General features: G+C 54.1%; 8 protein-coding genes. 3 read left to right on the top strand and 5 right to left on the bottom strand.

The genetic code is table 11. The features are described from left to right. Positions 1-140: 140 nt before the first annotated feature. From serS to lrp, 5 genes are all read right to left on the bottom strand, one after another. Entirely contained in the window at positions 141-1433 is a 1293-nt protein-coding gene (serS, locus tag HVZ52_RS14760; RefSeq protein WP_003831902.1) for a serine--tRNA ligase, read from the bottom strand. Positions 1434-1525: 92 nt separating this feature from the next. Continuing rightward, on the bottom strand, positions 1526-2869 hold the full coding sequence (rarA, locus tag HVZ52_RS14765; protein ID WP_016152429.1) for a replication-associated recombination protein RarA: 1344 nt from the start codon (positions 2867-2869) through the stop codon (positions 1526-1528). Between the two features lie 10 nt (positions 2870-2879). Further along, positions 2880-3491, bottom strand: a complete 612-nt coding sequence (lolA, locus tag HVZ52_RS14770; protein ID WP_003831898.1) for an outer membrane lipoprotein chaperone LolA — start codon at positions 3489-3491, stop codon at positions 2880-2882. A gap of 111 nt (positions 3492-3602) precedes the next feature. Further along, positions 3603-7505: a DNA translocase FtsK gene (gene ftsK / locus HVZ52_RS14775; RefSeq protein ID WP_075847027.1), complete on the bottom strand. Its 3903-nt coding sequence runs from the start codon at positions 7503-7505 to the stop codon at positions 3603-3605. Positions 7506-7639: 134 nt separating this feature from the next. Continuing rightward, positions 7640-8134, bottom strand: coding sequence for a leucine-responsive transcriptional regulator Lrp (lrp, locus tag HVZ52_RS14780; RefSeq protein WP_002439523.1), 495 nt, complete (start codon positions 8132-8134; stop codon positions 7640-7642). A 547-nt stretch (positions 8135-8681) separates the two neighbouring features. On the opposite strand from lrp, the gene trxB reads away from it, so the two are divergent. The 3 genes from trxB (at position 8682) to cydC (ending at position 13253) form a co-directional block, all read left to right on the top strand. Beyond that, entirely contained in the window at positions 8682-9650 is a 969-nt protein-coding gene (gene trxB, locus HVZ52_RS14785; protein ID WP_016152427.1) for a thioredoxin-disulfide reductase, read from the top strand. Positions 9651-9764: 114 nt separating this feature from the next. Beyond that, positions 9765-11531 (top strand): cysteine/glutathione ABC transporter permease/ATP-binding protein CydD, encoded by a 1767-nt coding sequence (gene cydD, locus HVZ52_RS14790; protein WP_047359392.1) that lies wholly within the window; start codon positions 9765-9767, stop codon positions 11529-11531. After that, positions 11532-13253 carry a cysteine/glutathione ABC transporter ATP-binding protein/permease CydC gene (gene cydC / locus HVZ52_RS14795; protein ID WP_181598390.1) on the top strand — a complete coding sequence of 574 codons (1722 nt, stop codon included), beginning with the start codon at positions 11532-11534 and terminating at the stop codon, positions 13251-13253. It abuts the gene before it with no gap. Positions 13254-13280 lie beyond the last annotated feature (27 nt).

Here is a 13280-nt window from a genome sequence, read left to right on the forward strand (position 1 = left end):
TGAATTTGCTAAAAGACAGAGAAAAATACTGACTTTCATTCGAAGTCAGTATTACCCCTATGGGAGTAGTCGTTATTGTCCGACGTCAAGCGGGCATAAAAAAAGCGCCCTGAGGCGCTTTTTTAGCAGAGAAAGGTAGCTTAACCGATGAATTCCAGGCCATTCATGTACGGACGTAATACTTCCGGAACCTGAATGCGGCCATCAGCCTGCTGATAGTTTTCCATTACCGCAACCAGCGTACGCCCAACCGCCAGACCGGAACCGTTCAGAGTATGCACTAAACGAGTCTTTTTGTCGGATTTGCTGCGGCAACGCGCCTGCATACGACGAGCCTGGAAATCCCACACGTTGGAGCAAGAGGAGATTTCGCGATAGGTGTTCTGCGCCGGGATCCACACTTCCAGATCGTAAGTTTTGCATGCGCCGAAGCCCATGTCGCCAGTGCACAGGATGATTTTGCGATACGGCAGCCCCAGTAGTTGCAGGACCTTCTCGGCATGGCCGGTCATCTCTTCCAGCGCGTCCATCGAATCTTCCGGGCGAACAATCTGCACCATCTCAACTTTATCGAACTGGTGCATACGGATCAGACCACGCGTGTCACGACCGTAAGAACCTGCTTCAGAACGGAAGCACGGCGTATGCGCAGTCATTTTGATCGGCAGCGCATCTTCATCGATGATCTCGTCGCGCACCAGGTTGGTCAGCGGAACTTCTGCCGTTGGGATCAGCGCATAGTTGCTGCTATCAGCTTCTTCATCCAGCGGACGGGTATGGAACAGATCGCCAGCGAATTTCGGCAGTTGGCCTGTACCGTACAGCGTGTCATGGTTAACCAGATACGGGACGTAGTTTTCGCTATAGCCATGCTGTTCAGTATGCAGATCCAGCATGAACTGAGACAGCGCACGGTGCATACGCGCAATCTGCCCTTTCATGACCACGAAACGAGAGCCGGTCAGCTTAACCGCAGCGGCGAAATCAAGACCCGTGTGCATTTCACCCAGGGTAACATGATCGCGCACTTCGAAATCAAACTCACGCGGAGTACCCCAGCGGCTGACTTCGACGTTGTCATTTTCATCTTTACCCACCGGAACGTCGTCCGCTGGCAGGTTAGGAATAGTCAGCGCAATGTCGCGGATCTCGGCCTGTAAGGTATCAAGTTCAGCTTTCGCGGCATCCAGCTCTTCGCCCAGTTTGTTCACTTCCAGACGTAAAGACTCGATATCTTCCCCGCGCGCTTTTGCCTGGCCGATGGATTTCGATCGCGAGTTACGCTCTGCCTGCAGGTTTTCAGTTTGTACCTGCAGAACTTTACGACGCTCTTCAAGAGCGCGCAGCTTATCTACATCCAGCTTAAAGCCCCGGCTTGCCAGTTTTTCTGCGACTGCGTCTGGCTCATTACGCAGCAGATTGGGATCGAGCATGCTTATCCTGTGCTTATCGAATTAAAATAGGAGAAAGTGACCACAGCCTGCGGTCACAGGGATACAGAGACAACATTACCGCAACGATAACACTAACGGTAGCGTTTTATAGGGCTATTTTGATCCTGTCCGGCGAGCCAGGCGAGCTTTTCGCCAATCTTGCCTTCAAGACCTCTGTTTGTGGGGCGATAATAGCGCGTTTGTGCCATTTCCTGCGGGAAGTACTCTTCTCCGGCGGCATAGGCATTAGGCTCATCATGGGCATAACGATACTCCTGACCGTAGCCCATCTCTTTCATCAGCTTAGTCGGCGCATTGCGCAGGTGAACCGGCACGTCGTAATCCGGACGTTCGCGGGCATCAGACAGCGCGGCTTTGAAGGCGGTGTAAACCGCATTACTCTTAGGCGCACAGGCCAGATAAACAATCGCCTGAGCAATCGCGCGTTCGCCTTCCGCGGGTCCCACGCGGGTAAAACAGTCCCATGCGGAAATCGCCACCTGCATGGCGCGGGGATCGGCATTGCCGACATCTTCTGAGGCAATCGCCAGACAGCGACGGGCAACGTACAGCGGATCGCCACCAGCGGTAATAATTCGCGCATACCAATAAAGCGCCGCATCTGGGGCGCTTCCACGTACCGACTTGTGTAATGCGGAGATGAGATCGTAAAAACGATCGCCTTTATTATCGAAACGCGCACTACGTTCACCGGCAATTTCGGTGAGCAATTCTGGTTTCAATACGCGCTTGCCGGAATCATCAACTTCGGCCATATCGGCCATCATTTCCAGCGTATTCAGCGCCCGCCGCGCGTCACCATTAACCAGTTCGGCAATAGCCCGACGCGTTTCTGGCGGCAGAACAATATCCTGGCCGCCATAACCACGCGCTTTGTCTGACATCGCCTGGTCCAGCACCTGTTCAATGTCGTCGGAAGTTAACGATTTCAGTAGATAAACGCGTGCACGCGACAACAGCGCCGAGTTGAGCTCAAACGAGGGGTTTTCAGTGGTGGCGCCAATAAACGTAATGGTACCGTCTTCAATATGCGGTAAAAACGCATCCTGTTGGCTTTTATTAAAACGGTGAACTTCGTCCACGAACAGGATCGTGCGTCGACCCGCGTTACGGTTCTGACGCGCACGCTCAATCGCTTCACGAATTTCTTTAACGCCAGACGTAACTGCCGAAATTCGTTCGACATCGGCGTTGGCGTAACGGGCAATAACTTCGGCAAGCGTCGTTTTCCCGGTCCCCGGCGGTCCCCATAAAATCATGGAGTGCAGATGCCCGGCCTCGATAGCGCGCGGCAAGGGTTTGCCAGCAGCCAGCAGGTGCTGCTGGCCGATATACTGCGCTAAATTTTCTGGCCGCATACGCGCGGCCAGCGGCTGAAAAGTATTATCAGAAAAGTCGAGCGACAGATTGCTCACTCACACGCCTCTACTTACGTTGATCGTCAACCGTTACACCTTGCGGCGGGGTAAAGGTGAATTTAGAGGGTTCAATCGCACCATTCTGCTGAGATTTCAACTGATAGCTGCTGCGCTGATCGTCTTGTTCAACGGCGCTGAACTGGTGGATCGTCCCGTCACGCCCAACATTGATAGTAAACTGCTTAAGGTTACCGCTGCTGGTTTTTGGCGTCAGCACGAAATCATCGCCATTTTGCTTAATATTGTACTGCTGCCAGTCGCTGGCCTGGTTACGCGCAATCAGCATGAACGGCGTGTTGCCCGTGGCGTCTTTCAGCCATGTCGCAGTCGCCTGCTCAACAAACGGGTTAAAGAACCACAGCGTTTTACCATCAGAAACCAGGATGCTCTCGTCAGGCTGCGTCATATGCCAGTTAAACAGATTGGGACGTTTAACCCATAAGTCACCCTGACCTTCCTGCACCGCCGCACCGCTACCGTCCGTGACCTTCTGAGTAAAGCTGGCATGGAAGCTACTGACTTTATCCAGGCGGCTTTTCAGGTCGCTGGCAGCATCTGCCCAGACGCTGCTCACCACAAAGCTCGACAATAATGCACAGGTGATTGCGATTCTTTTCATCGTTATTCCTCAAAATACGTCACTCCCAACGGGGAGATCCCTCTGCTATCCATTTCAGGCCAAAAATCAGCATGAGGAAAGTAGAAAATACTGAATTACTTAACTTTGCAATCATTCGAAGGGCGGTGGAGCCAGCACTTCACGATTACCATTATGCCCTTGCTCGCTGACAATTCCCTGCGCTTCCATCTGTTCGATGATACGCGCCGCTCGGTTGTAACCGATACGGAACTGACGCTGGACGCCGGAGATTGAGGCTTTGCGTTTCTGGGTGACAAAGTTTACCGCCTGATCGAACAGCGGATCCAACTCTTCGCCACCATCAAAGCCGCCACCGCCGCCTTCGCTTTCGCTGTCAGACGTTATGCCGTCAACGTATTGTGGACGACCGCGCGCTTTCCAGTCCTGAACCACAGCGTGAACTTCTTCATCGCGTACAAAGGCGCCGTGTACTCGCACTGGGATCGTTGAGTTTGGTGCGGAATAAAGCATGTCACCCATACCCAACAGCGATTCCGCGCCGCCCTGGTCAAGGATGGTACGCGAGTCAATTTTACTGGACACAGTAAAGGCGATACGCGTTGGGATGTTCGCTTTAATCAGACCAGTGATAACGTCAACCGACGGTCGCTGGGTCGCCAGCACCAGGTGGATCCCCGCCGCACGCGCTTTTTGCGCCAGACGAGCAATCAGTTCTTCCACCTTTTTACCCACGGTCATCATCAGGTCGGCGAATTCATCCACCAGCACAACGATATACGGCAGTTTTTCCAGCACCGGATGCTGAACATCCATACTGTCGCCCGGCTTCCAGTACGGGTCCGGAATCGGACGCCCCATACGGGCGGCTTCAGCAATTTTTTCGTTATAACCGGCAAGGTTACGCACGCCAAGCGCCGACATCAGCTTGTAGCGACGTTCCATTTCATTGACGCTCCAGCGCAGGGCGTTGGCAGCATCTTTCATGTCGGTCACAACTTCAGTCAGCAAATGCGGAATGCCTTCATAAACCGACAGTTCCAGCATTTTCGGGTCAATCATGATAAAGCGAACGTCTTCCGGCTGCGCCTTGTATAACATGCTGAGGATCATGGCGTTCACCCCAACCGACTTACCGGAACCGGTTGTCCCTGCCACCAGCAGGTGCGGCATTTTCGCCAGATCGGCAACCACCGGTTCGCCCGCAATATCTTTACCCAGTACCACGGTCAGCGGAGATGAGTTATCACGGAATTTGGCGTTATCCAACACTTCGCGCAGATAAACGGTTTGACGTTTTTTGTTTGGTAACTCCAGCCCGACATACGGTTTGCCCGGAATTACCTCGACCACGCGTACCGCTGCGGTCGACAATGAACGCGCCAGATCTCGCGACAGGTTGGAAATACGCGCCGCTTTAACTCCAGGAGCAAGATTAAGCTCAAAGCGGGTAATAACCGGACCAGGTGAGTAGTTCACCACATCGGCTTTAATGCGGAAGTCCGCCAGACGAGCCTCCACCAGACGAGCCATTTGCTCCAGAGCGAAAGTATCTATCGGCTCAACCTCACTCGGCGGCGGCGTGAGCAGATCCAACGATGGCAACGGCGTACTTGGACGGTGCGCCGGACGACTGTCGCCATTACGCATCAGGAGCGGATGGATCAGGCTATCCTGCGGCGGCGCTGTAACAGGCTGCGCCGGCTGCTGATAATGCTGCTGCGGTGCGACTGGCTGCGCTGGCTGCTGATAATGCTGCTGTGGTGCGACAGGCTGCGCCGGTTGCTGGTAATGCTGTTGTGGTGCGACAGGCTGCGCTGGCTGCTGGTAATGCTGCTGCGGTGCGACTGGCTGCGCTGGCTGCTGGTAATGCTGCTGCGGTGCGACAGGCTGCTGGTACTGCGGCGCAGGCTCCGGCATTACGCCTGGAGTAAATAGCGGCTCATGTGGACCATCATCCACCAGCGTTTTCATTGGCGAAAATTCAAAGTCATCAAGCGAGAACGGATTCGCTCCGGCAGGCTGTTCACCGGAATAGCGCTGCTGCTGGGAAGAGGCAAACTGGCGTGCCAGTTCTGCTTCTGCGGCTGAATCATCATCAGTCTGACTGGCATCATCCTGATACTCGTCGCCATAGCGGTGCTGCTGCGACTGGGCGAACTGACGCGCCAGCTCATCTTGCTGCATTGCGTCAATTTCTTCGTCACTGTACGCATCTGTATCAAGATGCTCTTCGCGCGCTTTCTCTTCAGCCATACGTTGTGACGGCAGTTTTATGCCATACGACGCCAGCTCCCGACGAGTAGGCACGCGCACACGATTCGGACGCGGTAACTGCGGACCAATCCCCTCTTTCACCTGTGGACGCGGCGCACCGCTACCCGCAAGACTAAAGACAGGTGCTGCGGCAGCCGCACCCGCCCCTAAAGCGGCGTTTTTCACCCCGGCGGCCAGCGGCGCAACGGCAGCTACTGACTCAACGGGCGGTATGGATGCTGCCGTCGGCATAGACGGCTTAACACGTTCAGGCTCCTGAGCAGGCTCTGGAATCGGCTGATACCAGGCAGCCAGTTGCTCGCGCTCACGTGCACGTTTCTCTTCAACTTCTTCAAAATAGTAGAGTGGCGGACGAGTCGGTTTAGCCTCTTCAACCACCGGCTCAGGTTCCACTACAGGCGGTTGTTCAACCGCAGGCTGCTGGAACGCGGCGTTTTGTTGAAAGGTTGATTCCGGCTGATAAACAGGTTGCTGCACGGGCTCCGGCTGATAAGCAGGTTCCGGCTGCCAGTTGTGCTCCGCGGTAAATTCCTGCGGCTGCGGACTTTCCTCCACAACCGGCTGCTGCCATGGTTCATACTGCTGCACCGGTGGCTGTGCGTAGTGGGCTGGCTGAGGATACCCCTCAGGTGCTGGCGCAATCACCGCATCACCGGTTTGCGGACCAGGCACGGCTTGCCAGGCTACGGCTGGGGCCGGTTGTTCCATAACAGTATTGGTCACTGGCGATGTTTGCAGCAGCGGATCAACCGGTGCGCTCCAGGCCTGAGCTGCCGTTGTCGCTGCCGCTGCGGCGGCAACTGGCTCTGTCACCGAATGGCCATTCAGCAGTGGGTCAAGTTCGTCATATTCAGGCAGCGTCGCACGATTACCGGAGAACAGCACATCGTTAGGATCGGCAACAACGCCACGAGCGCTGTATTCAATTTCGTCTTCATCATCCATGCGTTTGCCGGAAAACAGCGCAGCATCAGTATGACGGCCAAGCGGGTTGGTAAATTTCTCCGCCAGACGCTTACGGCGCGCTAACGCACCGCGCAGAATACGCGCCCGACGCGATTCATGAGGTTTGCCATCAGCGGCGTCGAAAGACTCATCTTCATCTTCATATTCTTCGTCATCGACCCAGGTATCGTCGCGGCGGGTACGGTTGCTGGCAAACGTCAGGATATTGAGTAACCAGCCACCCAGTTTTTCCGCAATGCTCACCCATGACCAGCCGGTAAACAGCGTTAATCCCGCAGCCCAAATGCACAATAGCGTCAGCGTACCGCCGCTACTGTGCAGTAATGGTTGCAACGTGGTGCTGAGCAGGCTGCCGATCACGCCGCCAGAGGCGAAATACCAAATGTCATCGGCATTGATTGCGGCAAGCCCGCAGGAGGTAAGGATCAGCGCCAGAACGCCAATAATACGCAGCGAAACGGCAAAATAATCGACGTATTCGTCGCTGGCCTGGTGTCGCCATGCAAACCAGCAGCCGCCGACAATGATGACGGGAATGGTGTAGGCCATGACGCCAAAAATAAAGAACAGTGTGTCTGCCAGCCATGCTCCGGGTATTCCCCCCAGATTATGGATAGGTTCGTGCCACGCGGTTTGCGACCAACTGGGATCCGAAGGGTTAAAGCTGAGTAAGGCAGCCATCAACCAGACGGCAAAAAGGGCAATAAGGATCAGTAGCGCTTCCAGGAGTCGGCGCCCGCTGCTTAACTTCGTCAATGTGACGTCTTTGTCTTCAGTGTATTCCTGGCTCAAAAACGGCTCTCCAGGTTTCAGGCTTTTCCTGCCCGATGCTAAAACGGACAACAGCACCGGGTTGCCCCGGCACTGTTGCTGTATGGATTAACAGGAGTGTAATCAAACTGCGTCGATTTTGCACCTGTTCCGTGTTAGCGCGTCTTAATTACCAGACGATTGCTCTGTTTGACTTCTTCCATTACGACATAAGTACGTGTGTCATTCACGCCAGGCAGACGCAGCAGGGTTTCCCCCAACAGCTTACGGTACGCCGACATATCCGGTACGCGTGTTTTCAACAAATAGTCGAAATCACCGGAAACCAAATGACACTCTTGAATTTCTTCAAGTTTTTGTACTGCAGAGTTAAATTGCTCAAACACATCCGGGGCGCCACGATTCAGAGTAATCTCAACAAAAACCAGAAGTGATGCATCCAGATAATGCGGGTTTAACAGCGCTGTATAGCCCTGAATAAAACCCTGTCTTTCCAACCGACGCACACGCTCAAGGCAGGGCGTTGGTGAAAGTCCCACACGTTTAGAAAGCTCGACGTTAGAAATACGCCCATCCTTTTGCAGCTCATTAAGAATGTTACGATCGATACGGTCGAGATCTTTGCCAGGGCGCTTCTTACTATCTACCATTATTATTGTCTCTCTGTATTCCTTCCCTACTCCTGCCTGACTCTACCAACATCACTGTTCAGAGTCGCTACCCATCAAAATAAACCGCAACCCAGAGGGATTTTCGGTTTGTAATGCCTGGGCTTATGGTGAGAAGACCGTTGCCTGTCGGCGGCTATCGACATCACGAATGGCATCTGTCCACACCATGCGTAGATTTCGCTAACACGGTAAACATGGTAACTACATGCATGATTATGCAGCACATACATGACACATTTTTTTTCTTCCTTGACTGTTTTCGCAAAACAGCAGGTGATTGTCAAAGTAAAACATCGATTTTTAGTACAACATGCCAGTTATTCATTCGCAGTGATGGAAAATCGTCATTTTATCACCTTATAACTGACCGATTTTTAGTAGAAATCGTTATAGTATTACGACTTATTCCCCCGCTCATCGGTTTCTGCTATTACACAAATTGTTAACAAAATCGCCATACTCTTTTTTTACGCCTGTAAATTCCCTACAATCCTGCTCATTGCCTGCCAACAACTATGGGGATCTCATGGGCGCAACCAAACACAGTAAACTTCTTATTCTGGGCTCAGGCCCTGCGGGATATACCGCTGCGGTCTACGCTGCACGCGCTAACCTGCAACCGGTACTGATTACCGGTATGGAAAAAGGTGGTCAACTGACCACAACAACAGAAGTGGAAAACTGGCCTGGCGATCCGCACGATCTCACTGGCCCGCTGCTGATGGAGCGTATGCACGAACATGCGACCAAATTTGATACAGAAATCATTTTTGATCACATCAGCAAAGTTGATCTGCAAAACCGCCCTTTCCGTCTGACCGGCGATAGCGGAGAGTACACCTGTGACGCACTGATCATCGCTACCGGCGCATCAGCACGTTACCTGGGCCTGCCTTCAGAAGAAGCATTCAAAGGCCGCGGCGTTTCCGCCTGCGCAACCTGCGACGGTTTCTTCTACCGTAACCAAAAAGTTGCGGTGATTGGCGGTGGCAACACTGCGGTTGAAGAAGCGCTGTATCTGGCGAATATCGCATCTGAAGTGCATTTGATTCACCGTCGCGACAGTTTCCGCGCTGAGAAAATTCTCATCAAGCGTTTGATGGATAAAGTTGAAAACGGCAACATCGTGCTGCACACCCACCGCACGCTGGAAGAAGTAACCGGCGATCAAATGGGCGTAACCGGGCTGCGCCTGCGCGATACGCAAAACACTGACAATGTGGAGTCACTTGACGTTGCCGGATTGTTTGTCGCTATCGGTCACAGCCCGAATACCGCCATTTTCGACGGTCAGCTTGAACTGGAAAACGGCTACATCAAAGTTCAGTCCGGTATTCACGGTAATGCCACACAAACCAGCATTCCGGGGGTCTTCGCAGCCGGTGACGTGATGGATCATATTTATCGCCAGGCGATCACCTCTGCGGGCACGGGCTGTATGGCCGCGCTTGATGCAGAACGTTATCTCGACGGTCTGGCGGACGCTTGCAAATAAGTTTTACAAATCAGTAACAAAAGTAAAAAAGGCGACTATAAGTCGCCTTTATTTTTGCCTCGTTGTAACATTGCCCTGCCCAAAAATTCCAATAACTCACCTGCTAAGCGTGCAATGAATAAAACCCGTCAAAAAGAGCTGACCCGCTGGTTAAAACAGCAAAGTGTAATTTCCCAACGATGGCTGAACATTTCACGCCTGTTGGGGTTCGTGAGTGGTCTGTTAATCGTCGCTCAGGCCTGGCTCATGGCCCGCATTCTGGACCATATGATCATGGCCAATATTCCCCGAGAGGCGCTGCTGCTTCCGTTCATCGTGCTGGTATTGATTTTCATCCTGCGGGCATGGGTCGTCTGGTTACGCGAACGGGTCGGGTTTCACGCAGGGCAACATATTCGTTTTGAAATTCGCCGCCAGGTGCTTGACCGTCTGCAACAGGCTGGTCCGGCCTGGATACAGGGCAAACCGGCCGGGAGCTGGGCCACGCTGATCCTGGAACAGATTGACGATATGCATGATTACTATGCACGTTATCTGCCGCAAATGGCGCTGGCCGTATGCGTCCCATTATTGATTGTGGCGGCGGTATTCCCGTCAAACTGGGTAGCCGCACTTATTCTGCTCGGAACAGCCCCGCTGATCCCGTTATTTATGGCAATGGTCGGTATGGGCGCTGCCGATGCTAACCGCCGCAATTTTCAGGCTCTTGCCCGCCTCAGCGGTCATTTCCTCGATCGTCTGCGGGGCATGGAAACGCTAAGAATATTTGGTCGCGGTGAAGCCGAAACGGAAAGCATCCGCGCTGCGTCGCAAGATTTCCGCCAGCGCACCATGGAAGTCCTGCGCCTGGCGTTCCTGTCATCCGGTGTCCTTGAGTTCTTTACCTCTCTGTCTATTGCGCTGGTGGCGGTTTACTTCGGTTTTTCCTACCTCGGAGAGCTCGATTTCGGCCACTACGGGACGGGCGTCACGCTGGCGGCAGGCTTCCTCGCGCTCATTCTGGCGCCGGAGTTTTTCCAGCCCCTGCGCGATCTGGGCACGTTTTATCACGCCAAAGCGCAAGCCGTTGGTGCAGCTGATAGTCTGAAAACCTTCATGGAAACCCCGCTGGCTCATCCAGAGCGTGGCGACATTGAGCTGGCGACGAAAGACGCCGTTTCAATTGAGGCACACGATCTGATTATCACTTCGCCGGAAGGTAAAGTGCTGGCCGGCCCGCTCAACTTTACCCTGGCTGCCGGGCAACGTGCGGTGCTGGTTGGACGCAGCGGTTCCGGTAAAAGTTCGCTGCTTAATGTCCTGTCCGGTTTCCTCTCTTATCGGGGATCGCTGCGAATTAACGGCTTTGAACTTCGCGACCTGTCACCTGATTCCTGGCGTAAACAGCTGTCATGGGTCGGGCAAAATCCGCAGCTTCCTGCCGCCACGTTACGCGAAAATGTTCTGCTGGCTCGCCCCGATGCCAGCGAAGAACAGCTACAAGCCGCACTCGACAGCGCCTGGGTCAGCGAGTTTTTACCGCTGCTGCCGCAGGGCGTGGATACGCCAGTAGGTGATCAGGCGGCCCGACTTTCCGTCGGGCAAGCGCAGCGCGTTGCCGTTGCTCGTGCCTTACTCAATCCCTGTCAGTTACTGCTGCTGGACGAACCCGCCGCCAGCCTTGATGCGCACAGCGAACAACGCGTGATGCAGGCGTTGAACGCGGCATCTCGCCGCCAGACCACGCTGATGGTAACGCACCAGTTGGAAGATCTTGCCGACTGGGACGCTATCTGGGTGATGCAGGATGGACAGATCGTTGAACAAGGTACCTGGACCGAACTTAGCTCAGCCAACGGGGCTTTTGCGACATTACTGGCTCATCGTCAGGAGGACATCTAAATGCGCGCTTTGCTACCTTATCTGACGCTGTATAAACGCCACAAATGGATGTTAACGCTGGGGATCGTTCTGGCGATCGTCACGCTGCTGGCAAGTATTGGTTTGCTGACGCTTTCAGGGTGGTTCCTGTCGGCTTCTGCGGTGGTTGGTGTCACCGGGATTTACAGCTTTAACTATATGCTCCCTGCCGCAGGCGTACGCGGCGCAGCGATCACCCGCACCGCGGGGCGTTATTTCGAACGACTAGTCAGCCATGACGCAACGTTCCGTGTGCTGCAGCATTTGCGTATTTATACCTTCAGCAAACTGCTGCCACTCTCCCCTGCGGGCCTGTCCCGTTATGGACAGGGTGAATTACTTAACCGCGTGGTGGCTGATGTCGACACGCTCGATCATCTGTACTTGCGCGTGATCTCCCCGCTGGTAGGGGCTTTTGTCGTCATCATGGTGGTCACGCTGGGTCTAAGCGTTCTCGATTTCACGCTGGCTATCACCCTCGGCGGTATTATGCTGCTGACCTTATTTATTCTGCCCCCACTCTTTTATCAGGCAGGCAAAAGCACCGGACAAAGTCTGACGCATCTGCGTGGGCAATATCGTCAGCAGTTAACCTCCTGGCTACAGGGCCAGGCTGAATTGACCATTTTTGGCGCCAGTGAACGCTACCGCGCTCAAATGGAAGCCACCGAGCTGCAATGGCACGAAGCCCAGAGGCGCCAGTCTGAATTAACGGCGTTGTCGCAGGCGGTCATGCTGTTAGTTGGCGCGCTGGCGGTAATTATGATGCTATGGATGGCCTCAGGCGGCGTGGGCGGTAACACCCAGCCAGGCGCACTGATCGCGCTGTTTGTCTTCTGTGCACTAGCCGCGTTCGAAGCGCTAGCGCCTGTCACCGGCGCGTTTCAGCATCTCGGCCAGGTTATTGCCTCTGCGCTGCGCATCACCGAACTGACCGAACAGCAGCCAGAAGTGACCTTCCCGGATGCGGGTTCCTCGGTTTCAGAGCAGGTAACCCTTACGCTACGCGATATGTCATTCAGCTATCCAGGACAGGCGCAAAAGGCGCTCGATACACTTTCCCTGCAGGCCAACCCCGGTGAACACATTGCGATTCTCGGTCGCACCGGCTGTGGTAAGTCAACATTATTGCAATTGCTAACCCGCGCATGGGATCCGCAGAGTGGCGAGATCCTGATTAACGAACAGCCGATTGCGACCCTTAGTGAAGCCACGCTGCGCCAGAGTATCAGCGTCGTGCCACAGCGCGTGCATCTGTTCAGCGCTACGCTTCGCGATAACCTGTTGCTGGCGGCACCGCACGCCAGCGATGACGCCTTAACCGCGATGTTGTGCCGCGTCGGTCTGGACAAACTGCTTGAGGATGATGGACTCAACGCATGGCTGGGCGAAGGCGGTCGTCAGCTTTCTGGCGGCGAGCTCCGTCGTCTGGCTATCGCCCGCGCCTTATTGCACGATGCTCCGCTGATGCTGCTGGATGAACCCACCGAAGGGTTGGATGCCACAACGGAAAGTCAAATGCTTGAATTAATTAGCGATGTCATGCGCAACAAAACCGTATTAATGGTTACACATCGTCTGCGTGGGCTGTCACATTTTGATCAAATAATAGTAATGGACAACGGACAAATTATTGAGCAAGGTAATCACGCAGATCTGTTAGCCAGGCAGGGGCGTTATTACCAGTTTAAGCAACGTCTGTAAGCTATCATTGAACGATCAAACTCGCGT

The sequence above is a fragment of the Citrobacter sp. RHB36-C18 genome (assembly GCF_013814485.1).
Lineage (GTDB): Bacteria > Pseudomonadota > Gammaproteobacteria > Enterobacterales > Enterobacteriaceae > Citrobacter > Citrobacter braakii.